The organism is Corynebacterium nasorum (genome assembly GCF_032821635.1).
Lineage (GTDB): Bacteria > Actinomycetota > Actinomycetes > Mycobacteriales > Mycobacteriaceae > Corynebacterium > Corynebacterium kefirresidentii.
Map to the genome: position 1 here is coordinate 1 of NZ_JAVBIE010000016.1, position 26,545 is coordinate 26,545.

Consider the following 26,545-nt stretch of genomic DNA (forward strand, 5'->3'; position numbering starts at 1 on the left):
AACGCCCGGTCCCATTCCGAACCCGGAAGCTAAGCCTGCACACGCTGATGGTACTGCAACCGGGAGGTTGTGGGAGAGTAAGTCACCGCCGACACCAAACAACAAACACAACAAAATACAAACAAAGAAGAGGACGGCATACCACCGTCCTCTTCTTTTTGCGTTTTACCAGCCCTCCCGGCCGGTGGAAGGCCTCATCTGCAAAGCCAGGAGTATGGCTGAAGGCTACGGAGGGGAGAGTCGGGGCGGACTCACATCTTGTCTCCGGCCCCCAACGTGGCAAGCGCGCCCCGAGCTGTCTATGTATTCGCGGGCTATTGAACTATTTTTACTATCACCGCACTGCCTATCCTGTAGCAGCCAACGGTTTCAACCAAGGCCACCGAGAAGCCGGTAGCACGAGGCTCGGCGTACCGGGCTTGTGCTACTGAAAATTGATGAGACGGTGTGTATATAGGGGCAGGGCGGACTCAAACTCGCGCGGCTTTTCACTAAGGGGATCGGTGAATTCGATGCGCGTTGCCGTTAGGTGCATAGGAATACGCATGTCCTCTGCGTCTTCGGGAAAAATCTCTGGGTAGACTGGGTCGCCCAGGATGGGTACGCCTGCTTGCCACATATGGAGACGCAATTGATGGGTCTTACCCGTGGTTGGTTGTAGCGTGTACTTTCCCAATTGTGGCAGGTAGCCGTGGATTTTTTCATAAGGGGTGTTGTCTATTTGCTCGACTGAAGTGAGTGTGGTGAATGCGTTAGGGGGACCGTCGCCGATTCGGCCCTGGATTTCGCCGGGGGTCTTGGTAAGGTGCGAGGACCATTGGAGGGGCGTCGGAAAGCGCTGGTATTTGGCGATCGCTTGATAGGTTTTTGAGACTTTCTTTTCAGCGAAAAGCGTTTGGTAGGCCCCGCGCACCTCACGGTGTTTGGTAAATAGCAAGATTCCGGATGTAAGTCTGTCTAGGCGGTGTGCTGGTGCAAGTTCGTTGTTTCCGGTCATTCGCCGCAGCTGGACTGTAGCGGTCTGGACGATATGTCGGGCCCGTGGCATGGTGGCCATGAACGGTGGCTTATCGGCGATGAGAATGTGTTCATCTTCATAGAGAACGGGGATGTCATAAGGCACCGGTATCTCGGGTCCCGGCATGCGGTAGAAAAAGACGTCCTCATCTTGGCGCAAGACGGATTCCGGGCGGAGCTGGGTTTGGTTGCGTAGGACCACCTCGCCGGAGTCAAAGCGCGCTTGGAGCGCGGCGGCGTCATCGTGAGGATGCCGGTGGCGTTGTGCCGAGATTACTGCACTAAGAAAATCCCAGGCGGTTATGTTTGCCTCAGGGGTGCGCACGCGGGTTGGGTTTAGGCCGTCTTTAATCGGTAAAGGCGTGAAACCCTTTCTGCGATGTATTAAGGTTTTGTCCATGGATTTTAACTCTCTCATTGAACCGGTTGTTGCCTTTTTCTCTGAAGGTATCGGCGCCGTAATTCGCACCGTCTTGGAATTTGTTTACACCGTTATGTTCCCGTCGAATTCTGAGGCCGCAACCATCAACCCTCAAGCCTAATCCGTACTATAATTAAGGTATAACCACGGAAAGGACACATCATGGCCAAGGAAGACATTGTAGTCGTTGCCGTTGACGGTTCGGAAGCATCCAAGAATGCAGTCCGCTGGGCCGCAAATACGGCTATGAAGCGCGAGATTCCTCTTCGAATTGCATCGAGCTACACCATGCCGCAGTTCTTGTACGCAGAGGGCATGGTACCGCCGAAGGAACTTTTCGATGACTTGCAGGCCGAGACGCTGGAAAAAATCGAAGAGGCCCGCGCTATCGCTCATGAGGTTGCCCCAGAGCTGAAGATTGGTCACACGGTGGCTGAGGGCTCCCCGATCGATATGCTGCTGGAAATGTCGCATGATGTCACCATGATCGTTATGGGCTCCCGCGGCATGGGTGGATTGTCTGGCATGGTGATGGGCTCTGTCTCCGCTTCGGTTGTCTCCCACGCTTCTTGCCCAGTGGTCGTCGTTCGCGAAGATAATCACGTTACGGACTCCACCAAGTACGGTCCTGTCGTGGTCGGTGTGGATGGCTCTGAGGTTTCGCAGAAGGCCACTGCTTATGCATTCCGTGAGGCGCAGGCTCGTGGCGCCGCTTTGATTGCGGTTCACACCTGGATGGATATGCAGGTACAGGCTTCCTTGGCCGGTCTTTCGGCCGCCCAGTCTGAGTGGGCTGATATCGAGAAGGAGCAGAGCGAGCTGCTGGCTGAAAACCTCAAGGAGCCGCGCGAGGAGTACCCAGACGTAGAGGTCAAGCAGCTTATCGCCCGAGATCGTCCAGTGAGCGCTTTGACCGAAGCCGCAGAAGGTGCGCAGCTTCTGGTTGTGGGCTCCCATGGCCGCGGCGGCTTTAAGGGTATGCTCTTGGGCTCGACCTCCCGCGCACTGTTGCAGTCCGCACCATGCCCGATGATGGTTGTTCGCCCGGATGAGGACAACTAAAAGCTACTGAGTATAAGGCGCTCCGCTCATATGGGCGGAGCGCCTTTGTTGTTGCGTACCCCCTTGGGTAGGTTCGCTCGTGTACATTGGGGTGTACCCGCTAATTTAGGAGGATTGCATGAATTTGGGTTTGGGGCTTATTAGCTCGATTGTTATTGGTATCATTGCCGGCTGGTTGGCAGAAAAGATTATGAAGCGCGACCACGGCTTGTTGACCAACCTTATTGTTGGTGTGCTGGGCGGCATTATCGGCGGAATGATTATCCACTTCCTGAACATTGAGGAAGGCGGATGGATCTTCTCCTTGATTGCCGCTACTGGTGGTGCTTGTATCCTGTTGTGGATCGTGGGGCTCATTAAGAAGTAGCCCGCATTTAATTCGCGTACAAACCGGTTTGTCTATAAAGTATAGATGAACCGGCTTTGTCGTTTTAGAGAGGAAACCATGGCAGAAAAGAAGTCGCGCCGTAATCGGCCCAGCCCGCGTAGTCGGCTGCTGGAATCGGCGACCAAGCTTTTTACTACCGAGGGCATTCGTGTCATCGGAATTGACCGCATCCTGCGTGAGGCGGACGTAGCTAAGGCTTCTTTGTACTCCTTATTTGGTTCCAAGGATGCGCTCGTAATCGCCTATGTGGAAGCTTTGGACGAGAAGTTCCGCCAGGATTGGGAGCAGCGCACTGCGGAGATGACGGATCCGGATCAAAAGATCCTGGCCTTTTTTGATAAAGCGATTGAGGAAGAACCCAAGCAGGATTTCCGCGGATCCCACTTTTTGAACGCTGCCGGAGAGTATCCTCGTCCGGAAACTGAGGCGGAACATGGCATCGTGGCCGCCTGCGTCGAACACCGCAACTGGGTGCATTCCACCTTGACGGCACTGCTGACTGAGCGCAATGGGTACCCATCGTCCTCGCAGGCGAGCCAGCTGTTGATCTTCTTGGATGGCGGACGTGCCGGTGCTCGGTTGACCAAGGAGATTGGGCCGCTGCAGACGGCCCGCGATCTGGCTACTCAGATGCTTTCTGCTCCCCCTGCTGACTATTCGATTTAAGATACTTTCGCGCCTCTATACGTAGCTGGTTGACCCGCTTTTTCTCTTCCTTGGAGAGGGCGGGTTCTTTTTCGCGCTTGCGCCAGCGGCGGATGCTGTCTCGGCGCATAGTATGAACGTCCTCAGTAAGTGGGTAGTCGCGGTGCAAAATGATCTCAAACATGGCGGTTTGGATCAGCGTGAAGAGATACGCGCAGCCCCAGTAGAGAATGATTGCTACCGGGATTGGTCCGGTTTGGGCCAAGTGCCATAGGAAGAATGGGATGACTAAGAGCAAAAAGCCCATGATGATGAAGACGCGACGGTTGACCTTTTGATCAAACTGAGTGGTGCGGAAGCTGCGCACCAGAGAAATAACAGAATTAGCCATGGTAAAGGTAATAGCGGCTATCAAGATGGGGTTGATGAGGTCGCCGTGTTCGCGGGCGAAATCCGTCAACGGGGCGCCGTAGAAGGTAGTTTGGCGGAAGGCCGACACATCGGAGGCATTCAGCATTCCCACGGTGGTGGAGCCGCGCTCGATATTAGACATGCGCAGGAGCACCTGGTAGAGGCCGATGAAGGCCGGGATCATGATGAGTGGGGGAAAACAGCCCGCTGCAGGGTTATAGTTGTAGCTCTTCATGAGGTTCTTTTCCTCTTGCATGAGCTCCACCATTTCCTCGGTAGTGGTGGCGTTGTTCATCTGCTTTTTGATGCGGTTGTTTTCTGGGCGGATGAGTGCGCCGATACGGGCGGAACGTACGGAAATCCAGTTCAGGGGGACAACGACGCCACGCACGGTGATAACGAGCAGAATGATCGAGATCAGCCAAGCTGTGGATTCACTGACGAAGCTGCTGACGATCCAGTGCCAGAATTTCATGATTCCAGAAACCGGGTACATGAAGACTTCGTACATACTTAACCTTTCATGGGCAGTATGGTCTAAGGCATGACTAAAGTTCTTGGGGAACTCATGCTAACCATTGGCGTGGTTCTTTTACTCTTTGCATTCTATGAAGCCTATTGGACAAATGTAGAATCCGGGCAGTTGCAAGAAGAGGCGAGTGCCGATCTTGAAGAGCAATGGAGGAACCCACGCCAGAAGATGGAGCCGGAATTGGGCGAGGCATTCGCCCAGCTCTACATTCCCACCTTTGGTTCTGACTATCACTTCGCCATCATTGAGGGCACCAATGAAGATGATCTGCTCCGCGGTCCTGGTCGCTACGTAGATTCCCAGATGCCGGGGGAGATGGGAAACTTTGCCGTTGCCGGCCACCGCGTGGGCAAGGGGGCTCCCTTTAATGATCTAGGCAAGCTGGAGACCTGCGATGACATCGTGGTGGAGACGCAAACGGAGCGAATCACCTATCGCGTACTGCCCATTGATGGAGAGCAGGCGGATTGCTTTAACGGAATACCGCCGGAGTATTCCCACGTGGTTGGCCGGCATATTACAACGCCTGGCGATGTCTCAGTGACCAACCCAGTACCAGAGTCTGACGCCGCGCCGAATCGCGAGATCCTTACCCTGACCACGTGCCACCCGCAATTTTCCAATGCGGAGCGCATGATTGTGCACGCTATGGAAGTAGAAAAAGAGGAGAAATAATGTATCGCGCTTTATGGAATTTTTTGCCGGGGCCGACACCGGTGAAAGTCATCTTGGCCATCGCCATTGCGGTGGGAGTTTTCTTCCTGCTGATGGAGGTTGTATTCCCGTGGCTGTCGCCAATGATGCCGTATAACGATGTCGCGGTCTAAAGGCCTAAGTTCGCAATCGCCTCGTGGGCGATCTGCTCTGATTTAACCGTTTGTTGCTGGTTGCTCCAGACCAGCACCGCGTGCGTGTCCTTCTGCACGGCGTATACGGCGTGTTCATCGACCACGCCCCGGCCGCCTTCCCAACCGTCAAAAGAGGCGGGTTCGGTGGCGTCGATAGGTGCGGCCCAATCCACTGCGGCGCGAGCGTCTTCGGCCGTGGGCATATCCCGCACGATGACGGTGGCTTGCGGGTCGTCCTGGTAGGACCAGAACACACAGGCCGGGGTAGGAAAGCGCGTGTCGACGCCCTGCTTGGTCAGGCGCTGGCCATTGGTTTCTTCGAGCCAGCCGGGGTCGATGTAGGGGCAATCGCTCCAGTCATTGACCTCCGCGGTCTGAGAGACGTTAACCTCCGGGGCTTCCGCGGATCCCGGAGCTACTGTGCTGGTTGGCGCGGGGGTGGGTGCCGATGAATCGCAGCCGGCGATCCCAAAGGTGGCTAGAGCGAGAAGGGACAGTAGGCTTTTGCGCATGAGCTCCACAATAGACCGGGATACCGATGCGCTGCGTAGCGGTATCCACATCTTGACCGCTGGCCTGCTGGTGGTAGGCATTTTTACCTCCGCGCGGATGCCGCTTTCGCAAGCGATTATTAACCTGCTGCTCTTGGTGGGTTTTGCGGCGGTATATTTCGCGGGCTCGGTGTACGGGGAGAACTGGGCTAGGCCGGTGCGCTACTTGTGGTTATGCATCCTATCGGTGCTGTGGGTGGCGGACTTATTCGTGGCCCCAGCGGCAATCTATTTGGTCTTCGCCATGTTCTTCTTATACCTCACGGTACTGGATATGGCAGCGGGCATCGTGTGCGTCATTGGCGCCTCAATCATCACGGTGGTGGTGCAGATTCCGCAGGGGCTGACCTTTGGTGGGGTGATGGGGCCGGCAGTCTCGGCGCTGGTGACGATAGCGATCACTTATGCCTTCCGGACGCTGTCCCGGATGAATAAAGAGTTGGTCGCAACCCGTTCGCAACTGGCGGCCACAGAGCGCGATGCGGGCATGGTCGCCGAGCGTCAGCGTATTGCCCATGAAATTCATGACACCCTCGCCCAAGGGCTTTCCTCCATTCAGATGCTCTTGCATTCGGCGGACCGCGATCTGGATAAGCAGGATACGGACAAGGCGCGAGAGCGTATCGAACTGGCCCGAAGGACGGCCGCGGATAATCTGCATGAGGCTCGGGCGATGATTGCGGCCTTGCAGCCGCCAACGCTCAATGAGGCTTCCCTTGAGGCGGCGTTGACCCGCATGGCGGAGAACTTTGGTGCTACTGGAGACATCCACGTAGAGGTGGAATCCGAAGGTGAAGTACAACAGTTGCCCATGAAGGTAGAGGCGGCGTTATTGCGGATTGCGCAGGGGGCGGTGGGGAACGTCGTCAAGCATGCAGGGGCGAGCCGCGCCCGGATTACGGTGACCTATGAGGGTGATGAGGTGCGCCTGGACGTGGTGGATAATGGCAAGGGCTTTGATCCGGCCGCGGTGGAGAGTACCCCTGCAGGGCTGGGACATATTGGGCTGGCCGCAATCAGGCGCCGCGCGCAGGAGCTAGGCGGGGAGGTCATTATTGAATCCGCGCCGGGGGAGGGCACTGCTGTGTCAGCTAGTATGCCCTTAAACAGCCGAGTAGATTAAACTTTTGGTTGACAATGACATCGATAGGAGGAATGTCGTGATTCGGGTCCTATTAGCAGATGACCACGAAATCGTCCGGCTAGGCTTGCGCTCCGTGCTGGAGGGCGCAGAAGATATCGACGTCGTAGGGGAGGTCGCTACGGCCGAAGCTGCGGTTTCGGCTGCGCAGGCGGGCGGCATCGATGTCATCCTGATGGACCTGCGCTTTGGCGCCGGCGTGGAAGGGACCCGCGTTATGGGTGGTGCGGAGGCTACCGCGCAGATTCGATCCGCCATGGCCACCCCGCCCAAGGTTCTGGTGGTCACTAACTATGACACCGATGCGGATATTCTCGGCGCGATTGAGGCCGGCGCCGTGGGCTATCTCCTCAAGGATGCACCACCGCAGGAGTTGCTCGCGGCGGTACGCTCGACTGCGGAGGGCGATTCGGCGCTTTCTCCTATCGTGGCCGATAGGCTAATGACTCGCGTACGCACGCCGCGTACTTCCCTTACACCGCGCGAGTTAGAAGTATTGCAGCTGGTGGCAGCCGGTGCTTCAAACCGCCAGATTGGACAAGATCTTATGTTGTCTGAGGCCACCGTGAAGTCCCACCTTGTGCACATTTATGACAAGTTGGGTGTGCGTTCGCGCACCTCCGCCGTGGCGGCTGCGCGCGAGCAGGGCGTGCTCTAGTTGGCAGCGTTATAGGCCTCGATGACGTCCTGCGGGATCTTGCCCCGGTGCGCCACTGGCAGCCCTTGGGTGCGTGCCCATGCGCGGATCTGACTCGGATTGGCGCGCTGTGCATTGATGTCCGGGGCAACGCGGGCGGCATCCACGTAGGGGGCGAGAAGATTATGGAAGCGACGCGCGTTATCCGTGGAGAGATCGATAAGGTAGTTTTGACCGTTCACGCTGAAGTGAATGACTTCTAGCTGGTCTTCGGGAATTAGGGTGTGGTCCAAGTCGTCGTAAAATTGGGTCACTTCACGGCGGGACATTTTGCCTCCAATTTTCTAAATGCACACCAAGCAAAGAGAGCATTAATGGTGTTTCAGGGATAGGGCGATTAGAAGATTATCCGCATCTTTTTCTGGCTGAAAAGACTTTCCCCGAAAAATTCCGGAACTTTATGGAAAATAAATATATGCCACCACCGCCCCCTATTCGGTGGTGGCATAAATGATTTTACTGGGCCAGACGCTGCTGGATTTCCGCAGTAATGGAGTCAATCTCCGAGCTAATGGTCTTGTGTGCGCGGCGGCGCTGCTGCTTAGTCATAAACTCAGCATTGTCGATGGCGGAGTCTACTTCCTGGAGGCGGTCGCGCACATCGCGCTTGAATCCGGCCGGGATATCCGTGTTATCGAGGGAATTGCGGATACCTGCGGTGCGGGCCTTGAGCGGGGCACCGTAGCCGGAAAAGGAAGCCATCTGGTCTGAAGTTACGCCGGCTTTGGCGGCCTTTCGCTTTTCGCCTTCGGTTTTCAAGCCTACATAGCCGCGGTAGAGAAGTGGCAGCAGCAGGGGAGCGGCGGTGCGCAGTGCACCGGCGTAGCGCTTGACGTTATCGGAATTAAAACGGCCGGCCTTGAGCTTGGCCAGTTCATTCTTGGCCATCTTCTCCTCGTGCTTGCGGCGCTTCTTTAGCCCCTTTTCCTCAGACTTGATGAGGTGCTTTTCCTGCTTGGCCAGGAGCTTTTGCTGGCGACGGCGGTCTTTAGACTGGGCCTTTACCTCTGCCTTAGCGCGGGTCTTGGCAGCCTTTGCCTGTGCGCGTGCTTCTTGGCGGGCCTTTTTAATTTTCTTCAGAATGCTCATTTAATTTCCCTCACGTTTGATCGAGTCTGGATTCAACTTTACCTTGCCATTCTATTAAGCTCACCCGGTGTGGAGGATGTGGTTGTTGCTTCGGACCTTGTGGGATGCCGTTACCGCTTAGTGCAGCGGCGTGCGCACCCCGAGATGCCGCGTACCCATGCCTCGATTGCCCGGGCGGAGCGCCACGCCGCCGCCGTGGAGGCGGTCATGCAGATGCTTCCGCGCAGGGGTTCCGGTCGTTTCCGCCGCATCGATTTAGAAGGCGATGAGTGGGAGCGCTCCATGCGCACCCTTGAGGCTGTGGTTTCCGGATATACGCACATCACCAATGCGGTCTTTGCTACCGAGGAGTGGATGGTGCACGTGGATGTGCTGCTGCGTGAGGGCGATAAATACACCCCGATCATCGTCTCCAATCATCGTGTGGCCCGCAAGAATGACACGAAGACGACGCTGGCGGTGCCCACCCACAGGTTGGGGCTGAGCGAGCCGCTCGAAGCCCCGTATAAGCTAAGCCACCATGCGGTGGATGGCTACCGCTTAGCTTTTGCCGCTCGTGCTTTGCAGGATCTAGGGCTTGATTCGGGCCGGGGCGGAGCCATTGGACAGGATCGCACGCGAGCATTTTTTACTGACACGGCCAGGTTTGATCTGGAACGCGCGTGGAATCAGCCGCTGCCTACTGCGCCGGTACGGGTTAAAGAGTGCGCTAGCTGCCGCTTCTGGTCTTTGTGTGAACCAGAGTTGGTGGCGGCGGATGATATTTCGCTCTTTTTATCCGGCGACCGCGCTAAGCCTTACCGCGAGCGAGGTATTACTTCCGTGCAGGCGCTTATCGAAGCCGACCTGGGCGAACCCTCCCGCCTCGCAGCCGCCTGGCGCGCCGGGGAAGTATTGTTGCGCCGCGGTGACGTGAACGTTCCGCGGGCGGACGTGGAAGTAGACGTGGATATGGAAGCCTACCTGGACCAGGGCGCGTATCTATGGGGAGCGTGGTACGACGGCGAGTATGTCCCTTTCGTGACCTGGGAGCCGTTGGGAGGGCGCGCCGAGGCGGAAAATTTTGCGGCCTTCTGGCGCTGGCTGATGGATCTGCGGGCGCAGGCGCATGCGCAGGGTAAAACCTTTGCTGCTTATTGCTACTCTGCCCATGGCGAGAATCACTGGATGCGTATGTCCGCGCGGCGTTTCCACGAGGTGGATGAGCGGGAGGTAGAAGAGTTCATCTCCTCGCCCGAGTGGGTGGATATGTTTGCCCACGTTAAAAGATCCTTCGCCGGCCCCTTTGGCCTGGGCCTGAAGGTTGTTGCGCCTGAGGCTGGGTTTACGTGGCCAGAAGAGGATTTCGACGGCGAAGAATCCGTGAATGCGCGGCGCGAGGCGCTAGCCGGGGACCTCGTGGCGCGGCAGCGTTTGCTGGACTATAACTCCGGCGATGTACAGGCCACCCGCGCGGTACGCGAGTGGATGGATGCCGGAGCACCGGGGGTTAAAGCGCTGTAAATAGGGCGTACACGACCGCGAGGATCGCTATGCCCATATATACCTGGTTCCATTCAGGTCCCGGCTTGGGATCTGGGCCCTCCGCCTTTTTCATTAAGACCTGTTTCTGGGCTTTGACCGCTCGGGCGATGAGCACGGGGTAGACAGCCAGAGAAAGGATGCACAGAAGGGAGGCGGCCACCTTGAGCAGGGAAATATCGGTACCGATCCAGATGAGTAGCCCGCCATTGACGAATGTGGCACGCAATAAGCCGAGTTTGTCTAGCTGCTGTAGGCCCGCTCGGACGGCAGAGGGGCCGCCACCCATGGTGGTGGGCAAGAGGTAACTCATGACGCCGATGAGGAGCTGACCGGCAAACCCCCCCAGCAAGGCGAGGGAAGGCAGTGCCGGTTCAGGGGTGAAAAAGTGCTGGACGGTGTAATACGCCAAAGACAGCACCAGCCATAACGAGGCCATAAGGACGGAGACCGAGGCGAAAGTAATGCGATCGCGCGGGTCTTTAGCCACTGTGAGCACGTTGTCGAGCCACTGCTGCAGACTCAGTACCCAACCGCAGCAGTACATGATTAGGCCCAACTGGGGGAATCCGAGGAAGGCCCCAATGATGGTGGCGGCCACGCCGACGGCGAGCAGGGCAAAGGAGGAACGCATGTGGCGATTGATACCTTGGGTGCGCCAAATGGAGGGGAAAAGGATGGTGAGGGAGCCGGCCGCTGCCAAGCCGATGAAACCGCCGATATTGGCGGCGATATGGGCGAGCAGCAGCGTAGGGTGGCCGGGGTGGACCGCTAGCAGTGCGCCAAACATGGCGCCTACCGGCAGGCAGAGGGCGGAAAGTGCATAGGCGCCCACCACCGGCCGGAAGCGCTTTTCTTTGGCGCCGCGCCATTGCCGGAAGAGCGATGCCGCATGCCAAAGCATCATGAGAGTAATGAGCGTGGCTCCCACCTGGGTGACTATCCAGTGATGGGACCAGAATTCCATAAGGACTTGGCCGAGTAGCGTGATGATGATGCCGGCATTGAGGCCATAGATGCGACCCAATTGGGTGGGCCGGGCGGAATCGGGGAGGCGCTGTTGGGTGAATTTTTCCGTCAGGTGCTGTGACCAGACCATGATGCTATTGCTCACTAGTCCGAGGGTGAACAGGTGAATGAGCACCCATCGGTAGTTCGGCACCAGGGTATGCGTGGCACCCACGAGGATGAAGACCATCATCCACAGAGATACGGGCCGAGAGGCCCTTCGGTGCCACGTCCGCGCCGACCACTTATTCTCAGGCATAAAACCGATATTAGTCGGATTTAATCCTGGTCCAAGTCAGTGCGCTAAGGCTAAGGGCCACCGCGGTGAAGAAGGCAATGAAGAGGGGCCAAGAAAGGGCGTCGAAAAGCATGCCTGCACACGCTCCCACCACAGAAGAGCCGAAATAATAGCAGAATACGTACATCGAGGACGCCTCCGCACGGTCATGGGTGGCAATCTGGCCTACCCACCCGGAGGCAGTGGAGTGGACGGCGAAAAAGCCCACGGTAAAGGCGATCATGCCCAGGAGCGTCATGGGAAGGTTACCGGCGCATAATGCGATGCCAAGGGTAAAAAGTGCGGCCGAAGCACAGAGGGTTTTCCCATGCCCGATCCGTGCCACGAGAGAGCCCGCCCGCGCAGAGGACCACGTGCCGGAAAGATAGAAGAGGAAGGCCAAACCGGCGAGTGAAGGGGCCAACCCAAAATCATCGATGAGCCGGAAGGTCAGGAAGTTGTACATGGAGACAAATGTGCCCATAGAGAGGAACGCGGTGAGAAAGAGCAATGCCAAATCCCGGTTAGCCCAGTGGCCGAAAAGCGCCCGACTTTCGCTGGTGAGATGGATGGATTTCGGCCGGAAATTGCGTTGCGCGGGAAGCAGGAGCCACGACGTGATGGCAAAGGCGAGCGAAACTAGCGCTGAACCAAAAAGGGCCCAGCGCCACGTGGAAATCTCTACCAGCCCGGTAGGAATGAGACGGCCGGTAAGGCCGCCGACGGAGGTGCCTGCAATGTAAAGCCCCATGGCGCGCGGCAGCGCTTTATCATCGAGTTCTTCAGAAAGCCATGCCATCGCGGTAGCAGGGGCACCGGAGAGGAGAGCGCCCTGCAGGCCGCGCAGCAAAATAAGATGCCATCCTTCGGCAGCGAGCGGCACAATGAGCCCCACGCTGGTGGCGGAAACGGCCGAAATAAGCAGGATACGGCCGCGGCCGAAGCGTTCGGAGAGGATGGAAGCGGGGACGACGCACAGGGCCAGCGCACCCGTGGCGGCCGATACGGTCATGGCCGCCTCGGTGGAGGAAAGACCCATGTTTTGTACCAGCGTGGGAAGAATAGCTTGGGTGGAATAAAGGCTGGAGAAGATGGCCAAGCCCACTAGGAGCATGGCTACCGTTGCACGCCGCGTTCTAGTCATGTCATTTAGCCTGCCTTGTGGCACTGCATGTGTAAAATGTGGAAAATTACAAAAAGCGATGCGGAGCATGCATGAATGTTGAAGATATCCGCGGCTTCCTCGCCGTGGTGGATTACGGTCGGGTTGGCGCTGCGGCCGATGAGCTGGGGATTTCCCAATCTGCACTGACCCGCCGCGTACAGCGCGTAGAAGCAAGCCTCGGTGCCCGTCTTTTTGAGCGCACTGGGCACACCCTGCATGTAAACTCGCGCGGAACCGTCTTCGCTGCGACAGGACGGGAAATGCTCCGCGCCTATGAGTCAGGCCGGGACGATGTAGCCCGCCTCATGGACCCCGAACGAGGTACCGTGCGCCTTGATTTCATGCACTCGCTCGGCACCTGGCTGGTTCCGGATCTGATCAAAAGTTATCGCGAGCTGCACCCCCACGTGGATATTCGCCTGCACCAAGGGGCGGCGCAAGAGCTGTTGAGCAGAGTAGAAAATGGCGAATCCGACCTCGCGCTGGTAGGCCCGCGGCCGAATGCCGCATTGGGCTGGCACCAGATAAAGGTGCAGCGCCTAGGTCTTGCGGTACCGGAAGGCCACTGGGCAGCACACCGGCAAGAGGTAGATCTTGCGGAATGTGCGGCCGAGCCGTTCATCGGCATGCTTCCCGGCTATGGCACGCGCATGCTCCTTGATGCCCTGGCGGAAGAGGCCGGCTTTAGTCCCCACCTTGTTTTCGAATCGATGGAGCTTACCACCGTTGCGGGGCTGGTAGCGGCCGGCCTTGGGGTGGCGCTCTTGCCGCTGGATGATCCTTATCTACAGGTGGGAAGCCTAGTTCCCCTTACGCCGCCGGCGTACCGCGAACTCGGTTTGGTGTGGCGCGCCGGGGACGATGCGCCTCCGGTGCAGCAATTCCGGGAGTTTATCCGGGCATAGAAAAGGCCGCCCCAGAGGGGGCGGCCTGTGTAACTAAAAGGAGTTACTTGGTGGCTGCAGCGAAGCGCTCAGCAACGTCATCCCAGTTGAAGACGTTCCATACGGCCTTTACGTAATCAGCCTTAACGTTCTTGTACTGCAGGTAGAAAGCGTGCTCCCACATATCCAGCATCAGCAGCGGGGTGAAGTTGATGGAGGTATTACCCTGCTGATCAGTCAGCTGCTCGATGATCAGGCGGCCAGCAATGTGGTCGTAGCCCAGAACTGCCCAGCCAGAGCCCTGCAGGGAGGTAGCGGCAGCGGAGAAGTGAGCCTTGAACTTCTCAAAGGAGCCGAAGTCGCGGTTGATAGCTTCTGCCAGCTCGCCGGTTGGCTCGCCGCCACCATTCGGGGATAGGTTCTTCCAGAAGATGGAGTGGTTGGTGTGGCCACCCAGGTTAAATGCCAAGTTCTTGGACAGGGCACGGATACGATCCGGGTTAGCCTCGCCGTTGCGCTCTTCCTCGAGCGCCTCGAGTGCAGCGTTAGCGCCAGCAACGTAGGTTGCGTGGTGCTTATCGTGGTGGAGCTCCATGATCTCTGCGGAGATGTGTGGCTCCAGTGCGTCGAATGCGTATGGGAGGTCAGGAAGTTCGTAAACAGCCATTAATTTAATCCTTTCTTCGGGTACGTGTCCCGATGATAGGCACGGTTGAAAGATTTCGCCATGATTAATTCGAATTGTGGAACCAGCGCGAAAATTAACTGGCTGTGGAATAGCTTTTCGCAGTACAACGTTGGGAAGAAGGAATAAGGAAGGAGCTATGCCTCATGTGGATGTTTAAACCAGAGCCCAAGCTCGTTGCCGCAGACCAAGCCCTGTCAGGGCGAGCCGAACCGATTCTGGCCCCTGCCCCGCATGCTGTTTTAGGAACGCCGATTACCGGACCGTGGAAAGAAGGGCAGCGCTCCATCCTCATTGCACTGGGATGTTTCTGGGGTGCGGAGAAGATGTTCTGGGAGACAGAAGGAGTGGAGTCCACCTCGGTGGGCTATGCGGGTGGCACTACCCCGAATCCTACGTATTACGAGGTATGCCGCGGACTGACCAACCATGCCGAGGTGGTTCAGGTGGTTTATGACCCGCAACGCATCAGCCTGCGTGATCTTGTGGTGCAGGCCCTTGAGGCGCATGATCCCACCCAGGGCTTCCGTCAGGGCAATGATGTAGGCACGCAATATCGCTCTGCCTTCTATCCACGCACGGAGGATGAGCGGGCAGAAATCCAGGACATCGTGGATTCCTATGCAAACAAGCTCAAGGAATTCGGATTCGGAGATACCACCACGGAGGTTAAACTTCTCTCCGATACAGATTCCGGGGAGTACTACCTAGCTGAGGACGAGCATCAGCAGTATTTACATAAGGTGCCCAATGGATACTGCCCGCACCACAGCACCGGGGTGAAGTGCGATTAAGCGTCGCGCCGGATGAAGCGGGCAATCTTCTTAGCCAACTTTGGGGTGAGCGATTGGCGCGATTGGGATCCTAAAACCTCGTCCCAATACCAGAGCATTTCCTCAAAATAGTTGTGTCCGTGCCCGCCGGGGACGTTGAGGGAATTGATTTGGTCCAAGCCAATTTGCCACCAGGTAATAAATGGCACCCAGTGCAGCTGCCGGAAGGTATCCGCGTGCAGGGCCTCCGGCTGCGGTTCATGGATCCATGTGGGCCTGCGCACAAGGAGATTCAGGTCCCACCACACGATGGCGTCGGAAGCGTGTTGGGCAATGAGCATGCGGGGCCGGCGCCAGGTATGGGCGAAGTCGTTGCCAAAGGCGTCGTGCAGCGTGTGGTCCGGGGCCGCTGCGTAGCGCACATGTTTACCGCCATCGATAACGGGCAGACGTTCCAAAGAGCCAATGTCTCGGCGCAAACGCTGGGTAAAATGCGTCATGCGTGGAGGGCCGGAAAAGACGGCGCCATTGCAGGCAGAAAGTAGGTCCTCCACATTATGGTAGTTATCCATAATGGCGTAGGCTCCAAGCGATTCACCTGCAAAATAGAGCCGAGGGCGGTTTTCCTCCGGTAGCTTATCTATTTCTTCTTGTATCACCCGAATCAATTCGCGGGCTGCCTGCTTCGGGGCGTTTTTATCTACAAGGTAAGCAAAGACCGAAGGCAGATAGGAATATTGCATGGTGACGGTGACGCAATCACCGCCGGTTAAAAACTCATAGGAGCACGCGCCCCAATTATTTATCCATCCCGAACCCGCAGGCATCTGGATAACAATAGTTTCGCGCCTTAGGGCACCAGTGCGCTCGAGTTCGGCGCGGATCTTCTCCGCGGATTGCTGGAAGGAACGCCCTGGAATGTATCCGGCGTAGATGCGGATGGGTTCCTTGGCATCGATTCCCGTCGCTGTGCGGATATCGCGGGCGCGGGGGCCATTGGAGACAAACCGGCGTCCCTGCTGTCCCAACGCCGACCACGGCTCGAGCGACCACGGGCTGCCGGAGCGCTCCGGCTCCCACGGCATAGAAGTGCCGGGAAAAATCTGTTTATTAATTCGCTGCGCTTGGTGTGATAGTGAGCGCAGCCAGCGTCGAAAGACCACGCGATCAGAAAGCGCAAATGCCGTGAGGCTCAGTCCGGCGGTAACCACCGGCCAAGCAATGAGTGCAGGCACCCAGCGGCCTAGCTGGCGTGACAGTTTAGTGACGGCAAGCTGCGTGGCTTCCCCGATGAGTAGGAGAGTGCCGTAGCCCGCGGTGCCCGCGGCCAAGCCGATGGCCGCCGTGGCGGGCCCACGCACGAGTTGCTTATTGACCAACTCCGCCTGCTTTTTCTGGTTGCGCAGCGAAAGCACGGCATTAAATGCAGTCCCGGCGCCAATAGCAAGGTGCACAATTTGTCGATGTTGAGGGCCAAGGCGGTCCTGCGGGCGCTTGCCAATGCTATTGAGGACAAAGCTTGTCGACGCCGCCCCAAGATGCCCAATGCCCTGACCAATGGCTACATTGGCGGCAGTGACCCACCACGGGCGAGGAAGGAGAGAGGGCGAAATAGCCGCCCACGTGGCTAATTCCGCACCCAAAATTCCAGCCGACATATTGGGCGGTAAGGTTTGCCGGCTGGTCATACGGACGATGGGCGTGAGATCCGCGGCTACGCCAAGAGCGATTAGTGCAGCGCGGCGGAGAGCGCGTTTCATAATGCCCGATTGTCCCAGATTTCGGTGGGAATTTCAGAGTGAGATCTAGCCCGTGCAAAGATCTCCAAATAGTTGCACAATGGGGTTATGGCAAATCATGTAGGAAACAAGGTAGTTCTCATCGGCGCCGGCGACGTAGGAGTCGCTTACGCTTTCGCTCTTATCAACCAAAGCATCGTTGACCACCTGGCAATCATCGACATCGATGAAAAGAAGCTAGAAGGCAACGTCATGGACCTCAACCACGGTGTTGTCTGGGCCCCTACCCGCACCCGCGTCACCAAGGGCACCTACGCCGATTGCGCAGACGCCGATATGGTCGTCATCTGCGCCGGTGCCGCACAGAAGCCGGGCGAAACCCGCCTCGACCTGGTGGGCAAGAATGTCAAGATCATGAACAGCATCGTCTCCGATGTCATGGCCAATGACTTTGATGGCATCTTCCTGGTTGCCTCCAACCCAGTGGATATCCTGACCTACGCCGTATGGAAGGCTTCCGGCCTGGACCATAAGCGCGTCATCGGCTCGGGCACCGTGTTGGACTCCGCTCGTTTCCGCTACATGCTGGGCGAGCTGGAAGATGTTGCACCGAAGTCCGTACACGCCTACATCGTGGGCGAACACGGCGATTCCGAGCTGCCGGCCGTCTCCACCGCGAATATCGCTGGTGTCCCGATGTCCAAGAAGCTGGACTCGGATCCGGAGTATGCAGAGCGCATCGAGAAGATCTTCGAAGATACCCGTGATGCCGCCTACTCCATCATTGACGCTAAGGGCTCTACTTCCTTTGGCATCGGCATGGGCCTGGCCCGCATCACCGCCGCCGTCATCCAGAACCAGGACGTGGCATTGCCAGTATCTGCTTACCTGCAGGGTGAATACGGCGTAGAGGATCTCTACATCGGCACCGCTGCCATCATCAACCGTTCCGGCATCGTGCGCGCGATTGAGCTGCAGCTCAGTGAGCACGAAAAGGAGCGCTTCGATGCTTCTGCCAAGACCCTGAATGACATCAAGGAAGAGTTCTTCGGCTAGTGAAGATTGTCGCTCACAGGGGATACTCCGGAAAATATCCAGAGCTATCCCCTCTAGCTTTTGAAAAAGCCCTAGATTTGCCAATTCACGGCGTCGAGTGCGATGTGCGCTTGACGCGCGATGGAAAAGTAGTGGTTCAGCACGATCCCACGTTGGACCGCACCGCGGGGCGCCCCGGCCGCATTTCCAAGATGGACTGGGAAGATTTGCGCGGCGTTGACATCGGTTCGGGCCAACGCATGATGCTTCTCGATGAACTCTTGGAGCTACTCGAGGGCAAACCGCACCACCTATACATCGAGACCAAGCACCCCTCCGGGCAGGGCGACATCCTGGAGGAGCAAACGGTGCTGCGCCTGCGTTATGCGGGGCTTTTCGACGATCCCCGGATCCACATCATTTCCTTTTCCCACCATGCCATTCGGCGGATGCAAAACTTGGCGCCGCATATGGACCGGATTTATCTCCGCCGCGATTGGGAACGCCACGTCAACCGGCCCGATGTGATGTTGTCCAAGCCCACCGCGCTGGGCGTATCCTTGCTGCGTGCGAAGCTACAGCCAGCAATTATCGGTGCCCAGGGATTGCCTACTTACCTGTGGACCGTAGATAAGCCGGAGGATATGAAGTGGGCGTGGGCCAATGGGGTGGATATGCTCGCTACCAACCAACCCGAAGTGGCCCTGCATGCCATTGAGCTCTAGTAACCAGGTATCTTGGAAGCATGGCCAAGAAGAAAAAGAACAAGGAACAGCTGCCTGATGGCATGTCCCGCCGCCAGGCAAAGCTCGCCGCCCGCGCCAAGGAGCGCGCTGCCCTAGAAAAGGATCCCCGCCCCTACGGTGGACTTGCTGCAGAGGCCAGCCTGGTCGCCATGCAGGAGTTCGTCCCCTCCGCTTTTGCCAAGCTTGAGGTCAAGGGCTGCGACAAGAACGTATATGTAGCCACCGTCTTGCCGGGTGCTTCTGCTGCGCTAATTCGTGATGCCGAATTTGGCGGCGATGCCTTCGTGGGCTTGCAGGTACAGTCGCATACCCATAACCCGGGCCGCGACCTCGCCTTTGCCCTCAACTGGGTGAAGAATAATGAGCCTGGCGCCACCCTGGAATCCACTGCGGCTGATGGCTCGGAGCCGAAGCTGGAGGAGCTTATCGATGCCTCCGCTACCCTCGACGTGCAGGTTCACCAGGACTTCGAATGGTGGATTCCGGAGGGAGCACAGGTCACCCCGCAGATTGCGCAGTCGCTACGCGCCGCAAATGATTCCGTTATCGAGTCTCACCAGGTAGGCGAGAACATCACTGGTGCGGCCTTCTGGGCAAATGCCGGCGGCGGCAAGGCCCACATTCGTTGGGTCCGCCCGAATGACGATGAATCCGCATTCCTGAACGCACTGGCGCGCGTCGCTGCCCGCGGCGAGCTGAACTTGGGCGAGGGCACCAAGTTTGCTGGTGTCTTCCGCACCCACGGTCTCATCGCTCCGGTCTTCGACTTGGATCCAGAGGTTGACTACGCTTCTTATGAGGAGCACCTCACCCGCGTGGACAAGGCCTTGGAGGAAGAAATCTCTAATGATGCTCAGCTGAGCGCCGATGAGCGCAAGCAGCTAGAAAACATTAAGTCCCGCCAGGTGACCCTGCGCTAAAGACAAGAATATGGCCCTTCCCAGTAGAGGAAGGGCCATTTTTGATCCCTATTTGAGGGAATCCCACAGCCCGGTGGCTGCTTCATCGTCCCAGAGGACAACGTTTCCTACCTCGGTGTCTTGGAAACCGCCGATGGGGACGGTCTCTGTTTCCACACCCGAGCCCATGGCAAGTGCCACACGGGCGAGGTGCCAGACGTGGTCGCCCTCACCCACGATGAACGAGGAGGCGGTGTGGTTGACCAAGGGAAAGGCGCGGAATGGGTTGATAATGGTGGCCGGGGAAGCCACCTTATCCAGCAAAGCGGAGAAGAATTCGCGCTGGCGCTGCACGCGGTCGAGGTCACCCATAGCGGTGGCGCGGGTGCGCACGTACCCGAGGGCGTCGCGGCCCTTGAGCTTCTGGCAGCCATCTTGGAGATCAATGCCGGCCAGCGGGTCATTGATGGGTTCCTTCACGCACACGTCTACGCCGCCCACGGAGTCGACCACATTGGCTAGGCCACCCATGCCGATCTCGGCGTAGTGGTCGATGCGCAAACCGGTCGCGCCCTCGACGGTTTGGGCAAGGAGCTGCGGTCCACCGTAGGTAAAGGCGGCATTGATCTTGTCCATGCCAAAACCGGGGACTTCCACGTAGCTATCACGCGGGATGGAAACGAGCTTGGCCTTGCCGGTACGAGGGATGTGCAGCAGCATGATGGTATCGGTGCGGCCCTCGCCCACATCACCACCGGTGCCCAGTTCCGCCTGCTGTTCCTCGCTGAGGCCTTGGCGGGAGTCAGAACCGACGAGCAACCAATTGGTGCCGGCGGTATTAGACACTTGTTCTTCTGGTAGCGCCTCCACGCGGGTGAGGCGGGCATCGGTCCAGAACATGAAGACGAGGTTGAATACCAGCAGGACGACGAGCGCCAAGCCAACGCACCCGAGGGCGCGCTTGGCCGGATTGACCTTTTTGCGCCGGCTGTGCGGGCGCTGCCGGGGTGCGGGGCGCGGCGTGGTGCGACGAGGCGGGCGCTGCTGCGCGCGGTACTGGCTGGGGTAGCGGCTCGGTGTTGGCGGCGGAGTGCGGCGTGGGGGCTGTTGCTGTGGCTGCGGAGCGCGGAAGGATTGTTGCTCGGGTTCCACGCGCCGCGGCGCCGGGCGGGCGGGGGAACGGCGTCGAATGGGGCGGCCGTATCGATCCTTGAGGGGACGTCCATCGGCCCCAAGGACGAATTCAGTGGAGGAGTCGTCGCCGGCGCGGCGGGCCTCCCTATGCGGATCTCGTCCTGATTCAGTCATGCGCTATACCTTACAAGGAGCAGGGAGCAACGCCTGCTTCGCGACGTCCCCTTAAGGGCATTTTCACAGGAAGGAATAACCCACGAAGGCGACGGCGTCGATAAGAAAATGCGCCATGACCAAAGGCCATACCCGCCCCGTGCGGTGGTAGTAATAGCCGTAGATTAACCCCATGATGATATTGCCACATCCAGCGGAGATACCCTGGTAGAGGTGGTAAGAACCGCGGAGAATGGAGCTTGCGGCCAGCGTGGCTGGCAGCGACCAGCGGGCCTGGCGCAAGCGCGTCATAAGCCACATCACCACCACGGTTTCCTCCGCGAAGGCGTTGGCAGCGGCCTTGAGGAGGGAAACGGGGATTTCCACCCAGGCATTGGCGAAGTCGCCGGGAATGACCTCCTTGCTCCACCCAAAATGCACCGCCGCGAAATACAGGGCGAGTCCCGGGACGCCAATGAGGGCGGCAAGCCCTGCGCCTTCGAGCCAGTCGCGGGCGCGGTGGGGCCGGGGCACTACGTGATCCTTGGCCAGCAGGAAAAGCGCTAAGGCTCCATAGGAAAAGAGAACAGCGGCGGAGCACAGCTGTAGGCCCATATCCACCCAGGCAAGGGAGGACTGGCTGGAATTGAGCGTGACCGATTGCTCGTCGAGCCGCTGCGGGGAGGCCAGGGAATTGATGAGGTTCAATACCGCCCGCACCCCGGAAATGCCAAAGGTGAGGGTGAGGACGATGAGCAGCTCGGCGCGTAGGGACTTGGTCATGGGTGCAGGATGTGGGCGAGGCCGAGGAGGGCGGCGTCGGAAAGCGTAATGCCTCCCAGGTGTACGCCCACCGGCGGGTGATTGGGTACGGCCCACGGTACGGAAATGGCTGGCAGACGGGCCATGTTGAACAGGGAAGCCCACGGCGACCACCGGGTCTGGGCCGCGAAATTCTCCGCATGGGGCAGGGACAGGAAAGAACCAATACGCGGCGGGTCCGTGGTCAGCATTGGGGTGAGGATGGCATCGACGCCCCATTCCTCGGCCAGCAAGCCGGGTAGTCGCCGGACATGCGCCCGCGCCGCGGCCAGCTCAGCGGAGCTTACGCGCCGGCCCTGCTGAGCAATCCACTCGGCGTAGCCTGCCGCCGGGTTGAGCCCCGCCAAGCGGGAGGTAAAGGTCGTGCGGAAATGCGCAAAAGTGGCCCGGGCCTGCGGATACGGGGAGATGGGCACCACGGTGAAGCCGGCTTCCTGTAGGCGTTGGGCGGCCTCGCGGGCGGCGCGCAGATGGTGGGCATCGACGTTGGCATCACAAAACAGCGGCTCTACCAGCAGGCCGATGCGGGCGCGCGGGGTGATCATGCGGTGGCCATGCAGAAAGGCATTATCGGCCACGGTCCGGGTGATAAAGCCCTGCACACCCAGTTCTTTTCCTGCCGGTTTAAAGCCCACCACACCGCAGGCCGCGGCCGGCACTCGGATGGAACCGCCGCCATCGCTGGCGTGCGCCGCGCGCAGCAACCCCCGCGCGACCTGTACCGCCGCACCGCCCGAGGAACCACCCGGTGTGCAGCCGGGATAAAGGGGATTATCGGGATGGGGCAGGCCCACCGGTTCCGTATCCACGCGCAGGCCCAACTCCGGGGTGGAGGACTTACCGATGATGCGCGCACCTTGCTTCTCCAAGGCCTCAATGAAGGCATCGCTGTGCTCGGGGTAGTAAGTGCGATCGACATTTCCCAAAGTAGTAGGCATGCCGCGGACATCGCAGAGGTCCTTGGCGGAGAGGACCCAGCCGTTCAGCCGGCCGCGGCCGGAGGGCTCGCGGTCCACATCCAGGTAGGTGAAACCGTGCTCCTCGGGGGTAAGGCCGTGCAGATCCGCGCGGAGTTGTTCTACGGAAAAGTCCATAGGGCACCAGTCTAGTGGGCTAAGGTGACGTGCATGACTACCACCATCGCCTGCCTGGGGCCGGCCGGAACCTTTACGGAAGCGGCCGTGCATAAGTTTGCCGCGCACCTGCCGCAGGTAGAGACCATGCCGGTTGGCTCGCCTTCGGAGGCCGTGGCCGCCGTGCGCGCCGGGCAAGCCGAGTACGCCTGCGTAGCCATTGAAAATTCCGTCGACGGCGCGGTCACCACCACCTTTGATGCGCTGGTTGAAGCCGAACCAGTGCAGATTTACCGCGAGGTGGATATCCCCGTGGCCTTTAGCATCATGACCCGGCAAGGCGCGGGCGACATTGCGCGGCTGAGCACCCACCCGGTGGCGTTCCAGCAAATTCGCGGCTGGGTAAAAGACAATCTGCCGAAGGTAGAGTTCGTGCCGGCCAGCTCCAATGCCGCCGCGGCCGAGGCTGTAGCCCGTGGGGAAGCGGATGCGGCCGCAGCGCCGGCGCGGGCCGCCGAGATCTTTGGGCTGGAGACCATCGCCCAGGGCGTGGCAGATGTTGAGGGCGCCGCAACGCGCTTTGTCCTGGTGGGGCGTCCGGGAAAACCCACTGCAAGGACTGGCCAGGACCGCACTAGCGTCATCTTCACCCTGCCAAATGAACCGGGCAGCCTGGTGGGGGCGTTGCAGGACTTTGCGCACCGCGGGGTGGACCTGTCCCGGATTGAGTCGCGCCCCACGCGGGAGGCCTTTGGCACGTACCGCTTCTACGTGGATCTCATCGGGCACATTGATGATCAGCCGGTGGCAGAGGCGCTGCGGGCCTTGTGGTTGCGGGCAGAGGACTTGCTTTTCCTCGGCTCCTGGCCGGCGGCAACCCCTGCGGGCGAGCCACCGCGCGATCTGGCAGCGGCGGATGATTGGGTAGCGCGGGCGCGCAGGGGCCAATAATCTAGAAGCATGTCCGGAAGAATTATCCTGCTGCGCCACGGCCAGACCTATTCCAATATTTCCCGCTTCCTCGATACCCGCCCACCCGGGGCAGAGCTTACCGAGCGCGGGCGCGACCAAGCTACGGAGGTAGGCCGGGAGCTAGCGCAGTTGGTGGGCGAGCGCGAGGTGGAATTTAAATGCTCCATTGCCCTGCGCGCTCAGCAGACCGCGATGCTGGCGGCACGCGCCTTTGAGCAGGAGCGCGGTATGCCGGAATTTTCTCAGCGCGTTGACGTAATCTCCGGCGTGCACGAAATTTTCGCCGGTGACTGGGAGATGGACGGTAGCGAAGATGCCCATCGGTCGCACATGGTGGCTATGCGTGGCTGGTGCGATGGCGAGCGCGGCGCCGGGATGGAAGGCGGCGAGACCTTGGATGATGTGCTGGCGCGCTACCAGCCGGTGCTGGAGGGCATTGCAGCGCAGCTTGCCGACGACCACGATGTCATCCTTGTTAGCCACGGCGCGGCCATCCGCGTGGTCACCAAGCATGCCACGGGGGTTGATGCCGACTTTGCCTATACCGGCTACCTGCCCAATTGTCGCTTCATGGTGATGGAGCCCCGCGGCAAGGACTTTGGGCAGTGGACATTGACCCGTTGGGCAGATACGGAGCTCTAGCCCCAGCCTAGGCTGTGCAGCTCCTCTTCCTCGAGGCCAAAATAGTGGCCGAGCTCGTGAAATACCGTCACCTTGACCTGCTCTGCTAGGTCTTCCTCGCTGCCGGACCAGCGCTGCAGCGTCTTCCGGTAAATGAAGATCGCATCGGGCAAGAAACCGGTGTGGTCGAAGGTGCGGCGGGGCAGTGCCACGCCTTCATAGAGCCCGAGCAGCATCGGGTTATCGGGGTTTTCATCTTCGACCAAGATGACGAGGTTGCGCATGCGACGTACAAATTCCTCGGGGACCTGATCCAGCGCCTCGTTGACCATTTCATCGAAGCGCTCTTCCGAAACCTCCACCATTAGGGTGCTGGGGCTGGTGCAGGGGCGGCGGATTCGGGCGCTGGCTTATTGTCCTTATCCTCGCGCAGCGGATTGCGCTCAGGTCGCTCCTCCGGCGGCTTGCCATCGATAGTCAGGGCCTGACGGCCACCGGTAGCGGAACCGGTGATGGCAGAGAAGCCGCCGCCTGCGCGGGCATGCACGAGGAAGCAATTGACGGACTTGGTGCCACCATTCCATGAGGCCTCGGTGATAGAACCCCAGAACGGTTGCAGCGTGGATTGATAGAGCTGTTCTTCGCCGCCGAGGTAGTCCTCGGTAGCGGCGGTGCAGGTATCGGAAAGGAATTTGTCCATATCCTTGCCATCCGGGTAGCCATCAGGGAACTGCTTGCCCACATCAATGACGGATACGGTTTCCATCTGGTGCGGCTTAGCGCATTCAACGACGTGTGGAACCTGCTTGTCATCGATGGCCAAGCATTCGCCCGGCTTGGTGAGGTTGGCCTGCTCGGAGGCTTCTACGTTGCCGTGATTAAGCTGCGGTACGCCGTGGTCATCGGTGGTTTGCAGGCCACAGAGTAGGGTGCGGTCGCCGCGATCCCAGGCAGACTGCGGCGGGAGAATGGATGCTACGTCGTACTTGCCGTTGGGATCCCACTTGCCGTGCAGGTAGTTCACGGTGGCGGATTCGCACAGCTCATCGCGCAATTGGTGTTGGCGGGTAAGTGCCGGGCGAGTAGCATCTGGTCCGAATTCGCTGGTGGGGTACACACTTAAGTCTTCGGTCTTGGAAACCTCGAAGCGGTGCTGTTCGGAACAAGGTACTTCCTTGAACCCTGTGGCGGAGCCATCTTTCGCGATATCCCACGTCAAGCAGGCACCAGCGGCCGCGGCGGTGAAAGGTTCCGGTTTAGGGGCAGCGGTTTCTGAATTATCCCCGCTATCGTGCTGCTGGGCAGCGGTGGTCTCATCGCTGCCCGATTTCTGGGAGCTGATAACGCCGTAGATGCCCATGAAAACGGCCGCCGCGATTGCCGCAATCAAGACAATCTGGACGGCCACAGCGGAACGCCACGCAGGTGATTTCTTCATAAGGCCCCTAATCTTACCTTTTAACCTGGATGCTGGCTAGAGACTGTTCTCCCTAGCCACCCGGGTAGTCAGGCGATAGCGGTCGGTGCGATAAACTGAGGAGCACCACTCCACCGGCCTATCGCCCGAGCGGGAGTAGCGCACAATGTGGAGCAGCGGGGTGCCCACGGGGACGTCGAGAAGCGGGGCAGTGTCCGCATCGGCCGATATTGCAGAGACCGTCTGATCCGCATCGGTGATGGGGACATCAAAGACAGAATCGAGGATGGCGTAGACCGAGTTGTAGATGTCATTTTCCAAAAGGCTGGGCGCGAACGTGGAGTTATACCAGCCATCGTCGATGGAGTACGGTTCGCCATCGCCCAAGCGCAGGCGGCGCAGGTGAATATGTTCGGCGTTAGCGGGCGTATCAAAAAAGATGGCGGCATCCTCTGGGGCGCTACTGCGGCCGCTAGTAAGGATTTTAGAAGAGGCGGTGACGTCTTGGGCGCCCATCTCATCTGAAAATGAGGCCAGGTGGAGCCGGGAGACTAGGGGATTGGGGGCCACGAAGGTGCCCTTACCGCGGATGCGGCGCAATTTTCCGGCCGCGACGAGATCACCGATGGCGCGGCGTACTGTGATACGTGACACCCCGTAGGTCTCTTCAAGGAGCCTTTCGCCGGGGAGGGTATCGCCGGGTTTGAGGGTCGTGCGGCACAATTCTTCGAGGATATCGTGCAATTGGGCGTGTTTTGGAACGGGGCCGTCCGTAATAGTGCGGGCGGGGAGCTGAACGGCGGACATAACTCCATGGTA

General features: G+C 59.0%; 31 protein-coding genes and 1 rRNA gene. 17 read left to right on the forward strand and 15 right to left on the reverse strand.

The features are described from left to right. Positions 1–94: ribosomal RNA gene (gene rrf, locus RAE07_RS10985) — 5S ribosomal RNA — on the forward strand; the annotation flags it as partial. A 330-nt stretch (positions 95–424) separates the two neighbouring features. On the opposite strand, the gene RAE07_RS10990 is transcribed toward rrf, so the two are convergent. Beyond that, positions 425–1,435, reverse strand: a complete 1,011-nt coding sequence (locus RAE07_RS10990; protein ID WP_524535624.1) for a pseudouridine synthase — start codon at positions 1,433–1,435, stop codon at positions 425–427. Here RAE07_RS10990 and RAE07_RS10995 point away from each other — a divergent pair. The 4 genes from RAE07_RS10995 to RAE07_RS11010 all read left to right on the forward strand — a co-directional run bounded on the left by RAE07_RS10995 (position 1,416) and on the right by RAE07_RS11010 (position 3,554). Further along, complete coding sequence (locus tag RAE07_RS10995; protein ID WP_023020120.1) at positions 1,416–1,559, forward strand: hypothetical protein; 144 nt, start codon at positions 1,416–1,418, stop codon at positions 1,557–1,559. The two genes, RAE07_RS10990 and RAE07_RS10995, sit on opposite strands and share 20 nt — an antisense overlap. A gap of 41 nt (positions 1,560–1,600) precedes the next feature. Then, positions 1,601–2,500, forward strand: coding sequence for a universal stress protein (locus RAE07_RS11000; RefSeq protein WP_200288525.1), 900 nt, complete (start codon positions 1,601–1,603; stop codon positions 2,498–2,500). A gap of 118 nt (positions 2,501–2,618) precedes the next feature. Beyond that, complete coding sequence (locus RAE07_RS11005) at positions 2,619–2,867, forward strand: GlsB/YeaQ/YmgE family stress response membrane protein (RefSeq protein WP_005327014.1); 249 nt, start codon at positions 2,619–2,621, stop codon at positions 2,865–2,867. A gap of 78 nt (positions 2,868–2,945) precedes the next feature. Beyond that, positions 2,946–3,554: a TetR/AcrR family transcriptional regulator gene (locus tag RAE07_RS11010; RefSeq protein ID WP_086588579.1), complete on the forward strand. Its 609-nt coding sequence runs from the start codon at positions 2,946–2,948 to the stop codon at positions 3,552–3,554. Here the strand turns inward: RAE07_RS11010 and RAE07_RS11015 are convergent. Beyond that, positions 3,511–4,455 (reverse strand): membrane protein insertase YidC, encoded by a 945-nt coding sequence (locus tag RAE07_RS11015; RefSeq protein WP_316349603.1) that lies wholly within the window; start codon positions 4,453–4,455, stop codon positions 3,511–3,513. The genes RAE07_RS11010 and RAE07_RS11015 overlap by 44 nt on opposite strands. A 33-nt stretch (positions 4,456–4,488) precedes the next feature. On the opposite strand from RAE07_RS11015, the gene RAE07_RS11020 reads away from it, so the two are divergent. Together RAE07_RS11020 and RAE07_RS11025 are read left to right on the forward strand one after the other, a co-directional pair. Next, positions 4,489–5,151: a class E sortase gene (locus tag RAE07_RS11020; RefSeq protein WP_200288526.1), complete on the forward strand. Its 663-nt coding sequence runs from the start codon at positions 4,489–4,491 to the stop codon at positions 5,149–5,151. Next, positions 5,151–5,303 (forward strand): hypothetical protein, encoded by a 153-nt coding sequence (locus RAE07_RS11025; protein ID WP_023020115.1) that lies wholly within the window; start codon positions 5,151–5,153, stop codon positions 5,301–5,303. Before RAE07_RS11020 ends, RAE07_RS11025 begins: the two co-directional genes overlap by 1 nt. On the opposite strand, the gene RAE07_RS11030 is transcribed toward RAE07_RS11025, so the two are convergent. After that, positions 5,300–5,836, reverse strand: coding sequence for a DUF2020 domain-containing protein (locus RAE07_RS11030; RefSeq protein WP_317001809.1), 537 nt, complete (start codon positions 5,834–5,836; stop codon positions 5,300–5,302). The two genes, RAE07_RS11025 and RAE07_RS11030, sit on opposite strands and share 4 nt — an antisense overlap. Between RAE07_RS11030 and RAE07_RS11035 the strand changes: the two genes are divergently transcribed. Continuing rightward, positions 5,835–6,998, forward strand: coding sequence for a sensor histidine kinase (locus tag RAE07_RS11035; RefSeq protein ID WP_316331182.1), 1,164 nt, complete (start codon positions 5,835–5,837; stop codon positions 6,996–6,998). The two genes, RAE07_RS11030 and RAE07_RS11035, sit on opposite strands and share 2 nt — an antisense overlap. Before the next feature lie 37 nt (positions 6,999–7,035). Next, on the forward strand, positions 7,036–7,674 hold the full coding sequence (locus RAE07_RS11040) for a LuxR C-terminal-related transcriptional regulator (protein ID WP_023020112.1): 639 nt from the start codon (positions 7,036–7,038) through the stop codon (positions 7,672–7,674). Here RAE07_RS11040 and RAE07_RS11045 read toward each other — a convergent pair. Together RAE07_RS11045 and RAE07_RS11050 are read right to left on the reverse strand one after the other, a co-directional pair. Next, on the reverse strand, positions 7,671–7,982 hold the full coding sequence (locus RAE07_RS11045) for a histone-like nucleoid-structuring protein Lsr2 (protein ID WP_023020111.1): 312 nt from the start codon (positions 7,980–7,982) through the stop codon (positions 7,671–7,673). The two genes, RAE07_RS11040 and RAE07_RS11045, sit on opposite strands and share 4 nt — an antisense overlap. Positions 7,983–8,169: 187 nt before the next feature. After that, positions 8,170–8,802 carry a DUF6474 family protein gene (locus tag RAE07_RS11050; protein WP_023020110.1) on the reverse strand — a complete coding sequence of 211 codons (633 nt, stop codon included), beginning with the start codon at positions 8,800–8,802 and terminating at the stop codon, positions 8,170–8,172. A gap of 69 nt (positions 8,803–8,871) precedes the next feature. Between RAE07_RS11050 and RAE07_RS11055 the strand changes: the two genes are divergently transcribed. Next, on the forward strand, positions 8,872–10,305 hold the full coding sequence (locus RAE07_RS11055; RefSeq protein WP_317001810.1) for a TM0106 family RecB-like putative nuclease: 1,434 nt from the start codon (positions 8,872–8,874) through the stop codon (positions 10,303–10,305). On the opposite strand, the gene RAE07_RS11060 is transcribed toward RAE07_RS11055, so the two are convergent. After that, positions 10,292–11,590 carry a copper oxidase gene (locus RAE07_RS11060; RefSeq protein ID WP_317001811.1) on the reverse strand — a complete coding sequence of 433 codons (1,299 nt, stop codon included), beginning with the start codon at positions 11,588–11,590 and terminating at the stop codon, positions 10,292–10,294. The genes RAE07_RS11055 and RAE07_RS11060 overlap by 14 nt on opposite strands. Positions 11,591–11,600: 10 nt before the next feature. After that, positions 11,601–12,752, reverse strand: a complete 1,152-nt coding sequence (locus RAE07_RS11065) for an MFS transporter (RefSeq protein ID WP_023020107.1) — start codon at positions 12,750–12,752, stop codon at positions 11,601–11,603. 71 nt (positions 12,753–12,823) lie between these two features. On the opposite strand from RAE07_RS11065, the gene RAE07_RS11070 reads away from it, so the two are divergent. After that, positions 12,824–13,678, forward strand: a complete 855-nt coding sequence (locus RAE07_RS11070) for a LysR family transcriptional regulator (protein WP_317001812.1) — start codon at positions 12,824–12,826, stop codon at positions 13,676–13,678. A 43-nt stretch (positions 13,679–13,721) separates the two neighbouring features. Here RAE07_RS11070 and RAE07_RS11075 read toward each other — a convergent pair whose 3' ends face one another. Continuing rightward, on the reverse strand, positions 13,722–14,324 hold the full coding sequence (locus RAE07_RS11075) for a superoxide dismutase (protein ID WP_005325362.1): 603 nt from the start codon (positions 14,322–14,324) through the stop codon (positions 13,722–13,724). Positions 14,325–14,488: 164 nt separating this feature from the next. Between RAE07_RS11075 and msrA the strand changes: the two genes are divergently transcribed. Next, positions 14,489–15,136 carry a peptide-methionine (S)-S-oxide reductase MsrA gene (msrA, locus tag RAE07_RS11080; protein WP_023020105.1) on the forward strand — a complete coding sequence of 216 codons (648 nt, stop codon included), beginning with the start codon at positions 14,489–14,491 and terminating at the stop codon, positions 15,134–15,136. Here the strand turns inward: msrA and RAE07_RS11085 are convergent. Further along, positions 15,133–16,875: an alpha/beta-hydrolase family protein gene (locus tag RAE07_RS11085; RefSeq protein ID WP_317001813.1), complete on the reverse strand. Its 1,743-nt coding sequence runs from the start codon at positions 16,873–16,875 to the stop codon at positions 15,133–15,135. The genes msrA and RAE07_RS11085 overlap by 4 nt on opposite strands. A gap of 87 nt (positions 16,876–16,962) precedes the next feature. On the opposite strand from RAE07_RS11085, the gene RAE07_RS11090 reads away from it, so the two are divergent. The 3 genes from RAE07_RS11090 to RAE07_RS11100 are packed head-to-tail and all read left to right on the forward strand — an operon-like array spanning position 16,963 to position 19,555. Next, positions 16,963–17,910, forward strand: a complete 948-nt coding sequence (locus RAE07_RS11090; protein WP_179387159.1) for an L-lactate dehydrogenase — start codon at positions 16,963–16,965, stop codon at positions 17,908–17,910. Beyond that, positions 17,910–18,614, forward strand: a complete 705-nt coding sequence (locus RAE07_RS11095) for a glycerophosphodiester phosphodiesterase family protein (protein WP_301733075.1) — start codon at positions 17,910–17,912, stop codon at positions 18,612–18,614. Before RAE07_RS11090 ends, RAE07_RS11095 begins: the two co-directional genes overlap by 1 nt. Positions 18,615–18,634: 20 nt before the next feature. Next, complete coding sequence (locus RAE07_RS11100) at positions 18,635–19,555, forward strand: DUF5926 family protein (RefSeq protein ID WP_317001814.1); 921 nt, start codon at positions 18,635–18,637, stop codon at positions 19,553–19,555. A 48-nt stretch (positions 19,556–19,603) separates the two neighbouring features. On the opposite strand, the gene RAE07_RS11105 is transcribed toward RAE07_RS11100, so the two are convergent. From RAE07_RS11105 to RAE07_RS11115, 3 genes are all read right to left on the reverse strand, one after another. Continuing rightward, entirely contained in the window at positions 19,604–20,842 is a 1,239-nt protein-coding gene (locus RAE07_RS11105) for an LCP family protein (RefSeq protein WP_317001815.1), read from the reverse strand. Positions 20,843–20,905: 63 nt separating this feature from the next. Continuing rightward, positions 20,906–21,604 carry a CPBP family intramembrane glutamic endopeptidase gene (locus RAE07_RS11110; protein ID WP_317001816.1) on the reverse strand — a complete coding sequence of 233 codons (699 nt, stop codon included), beginning with the start codon at positions 21,602–21,604 and terminating at the stop codon, positions 20,906–20,908. Further along, positions 21,601–22,737: an amidase gene (locus RAE07_RS11115; protein ID WP_317001817.1), complete on the reverse strand. Its 1,137-nt coding sequence runs from the start codon at positions 22,735–22,737 to the stop codon at positions 21,601–21,603. The genes RAE07_RS11110 and RAE07_RS11115 overlap by 4 nt, the downstream gene beginning before the upstream one ends. Before the next feature lie 33 nt (positions 22,738–22,770). On the opposite strand from RAE07_RS11115, the gene pheA reads away from it, so the two are divergent. Both pheA and RAE07_RS11125 read left to right on the forward strand, forming a co-directional pair. Then, a complete protein-coding gene (gene pheA, locus RAE07_RS11120) occupies positions 22,771–23,667 on the forward strand; it encodes a prephenate dehydratase (protein WP_317001818.1) in 897 nt (298 codons plus the stop codon). A gap of 9 nt (positions 23,668–23,676) precedes the next feature. Then, positions 23,677–24,330 (forward strand): histidine phosphatase family protein, encoded by a 654-nt coding sequence (locus tag RAE07_RS11125; protein ID WP_317001819.1) that lies wholly within the window; start codon positions 23,677–23,679, stop codon positions 24,328–24,330. Here the strand turns inward: RAE07_RS11125 and RAE07_RS11130 are convergent. Genes RAE07_RS11130 through RAE07_RS11140 form a run of 3 tightly spaced genes read right to left on the reverse strand, consistent with a single transcriptional unit; the run spans position 24,327 to position 26,533 of the window. Next, positions 24,327–24,674 (reverse strand): metallopeptidase family protein, encoded by a 348-nt coding sequence (locus RAE07_RS11130; RefSeq protein ID WP_317001820.1) that lies wholly within the window; start codon positions 24,672–24,674, stop codon positions 24,327–24,329. The genes RAE07_RS11125 and RAE07_RS11130 overlap by 4 nt on opposite strands. Then, complete coding sequence (locus RAE07_RS11135; RefSeq protein WP_023020094.1) at positions 24,674–25,747, reverse strand: septum formation family protein; 1,074 nt, start codon at positions 25,745–25,747, stop codon at positions 24,674–24,676. Before RAE07_RS11135 ends, RAE07_RS11130 begins: the two co-directional genes overlap by 1 nt. Positions 25,748–25,783: 36 nt before the next feature. After that, positions 25,784–26,533, reverse strand: coding sequence for a GntR family transcriptional regulator (locus tag RAE07_RS11140; RefSeq protein ID WP_023020093.1), 750 nt, complete (start codon positions 26,531–26,533; stop codon positions 25,784–25,786). Positions 26,534–26,545: the final 12 nt, after the last annotated feature.

Coding starts and splice junctions, on each gene's coding strand:
- RAE07_RS10995 (WP_023020120.1), top strand. CDS start 1,416: ATGGATTTTAACTCTCTCATTGAACCGGTTGTTGCCTTTTTCTCTGAA.
- RAE07_RS10990 (WP_524535624.1), bottom strand. CDS start 1,435: ATGAGAGAGTTAAAATCCATGGACAAAACCTTAATACATCGCAGAAAG.
- RAE07_RS11000 (WP_200288525.1), top strand. CDS start 1,601: ATGGCCAAGGAAGACATTGTAGTCGTTGCCGTTGACGGTTCGGAAGCA.
- RAE07_RS11005 (WP_005327014.1), top strand. CDS start 2,619: ATGAATTTGGGTTTGGGGCTTATTAGCTCGATTGTTATTGGTATCATT.
- RAE07_RS11010 (WP_086588579.1), top strand. CDS start 2,946: ATGGCAGAAAAGAAGTCGCGCCGTAATCGGCCCAGCCCGCGTAGTCGG.
- RAE07_RS11015 (WP_316349603.1), bottom strand. CDS start 4,455: ATGTACGAAGTCTTCATGTACCCGGTTTCTGGAATCATGAAATTCTGG.
- RAE07_RS11020 (WP_200288526.1), top strand. CDS start 4,489: ATGACTAAAGTTCTTGGGGAACTCATGCTAACCATTGGCGTGGTTCTT.
- RAE07_RS11025 (WP_023020115.1), top strand. CDS start 5,151: ATGTATCGCGCTTTATGGAATTTTTTGCCGGGGCCGACACCGGTGAAA.
- RAE07_RS11035 (WP_316331182.1), top strand. CDS start 5,835: ATGAGCTCCACAATAGACCGGGATACCGATGCGCTGCGTAGCGGTATC.
- RAE07_RS11030 (WP_317001809.1), bottom strand. CDS start 5,836: ATGCGCAAAAGCCTACTGTCCCTTCTCGCTCTAGCCACCTTTGGGATC.
- RAE07_RS11045 (WP_023020111.1), bottom strand. CDS start 7,982: ATGTCCCGCCGTGAAGTGACCCAATTTTACGACGACTTGGACCACACC.
- RAE07_RS11050 (WP_023020110.1), bottom strand. CDS start 8,802: ATGAGCATTCTGAAGAAAATTAAAAAGGCCCGCCAAGAAGCACGCGCA.
- RAE07_RS11060 (WP_317001811.1), bottom strand. CDS start 11,590: ATGCCTGAGAATAAGTGGTCGGCGCGGACGTGGCACCGAAGGGCCTCT.
- RAE07_RS11065 (WP_023020107.1), bottom strand. CDS start 12,752: ATGACTAGAACGCGGCGTGCAACGGTAGCCATGCTCCTAGTGGGCTTG.
- RAE07_RS11070 (WP_317001812.1), top strand. CDS start 12,824: ATGAATGTTGAAGATATCCGCGGCTTCCTCGCCGTGGTGGATTACGGT.
- RAE07_RS11075 (WP_005325362.1), bottom strand. CDS start 14,324: ATGGCTGTTTACGAACTTCCTGACCTCCCATACGCATTCGACGCACTG.
- msrA (WP_023020105.1), top strand. CDS start 14,489: ATGTGGATGTTTAAACCAGAGCCCAAGCTCGTTGCCGCAGACCAAGCC.
- RAE07_RS11085 (WP_317001813.1), bottom strand. CDS start 16,875: ATGAAACGCGCTCTCCGCCGCGCTGCACTAATCGCTCTTGGCGTAGCC.
- RAE07_RS11090 (WP_179387159.1), top strand. CDS start 16,963: ATGGCAAATCATGTAGGAAACAAGGTAGTTCTCATCGGCGCCGGCGAC.
- RAE07_RS11100 (WP_317001814.1), top strand. CDS start 18,635: ATGGCCAAGAAGAAAAAGAACAAGGAACAGCTGCCTGATGGCATGTCC.
- RAE07_RS11105 (WP_317001815.1), bottom strand. CDS start 20,842: ATGACTGAATCAGGACGAGATCCGCATAGGGAGGCCCGCCGCGCCGGC.
- RAE07_RS11110 (WP_317001816.1), bottom strand. CDS start 21,604: ATGACCAAGTCCCTACGCGCCGAGCTGCTCATCGTCCTCACCCTCACC.
- RAE07_RS11115 (WP_317001817.1), bottom strand. CDS start 22,737: ATGGACTTTTCCGTAGAACAACTCCGCGCGGATCTGCACGGCCTTACC.
- pheA (WP_317001818.1), top strand. CDS start 22,771: ATGACTACCACCATCGCCTGCCTGGGGCCGGCCGGAACCTTTACGGAA.
- RAE07_RS11125 (WP_317001819.1), top strand. CDS start 23,677: ATGTCCGGAAGAATTATCCTGCTGCGCCACGGCCAGACCTATTCCAAT.
- RAE07_RS11130 (WP_317001820.1), bottom strand. CDS start 24,674: ATGGTGGAGGTTTCGGAAGAGCGCTTCGATGAAATGGTCAACGAGGCG.
- RAE07_RS11135 (WP_023020094.1), bottom strand. CDS start 25,747: ATGAAGAAATCACCTGCGTGGCGTTCCGCTGTGGCCGTCCAGATTGTC.
- RAE07_RS11140 (WP_023020093.1), bottom strand. CDS start 26,533: ATGTCCGCCGTTCAGCTCCCCGCCCGCACTATTACGGACGGCCCCGTT.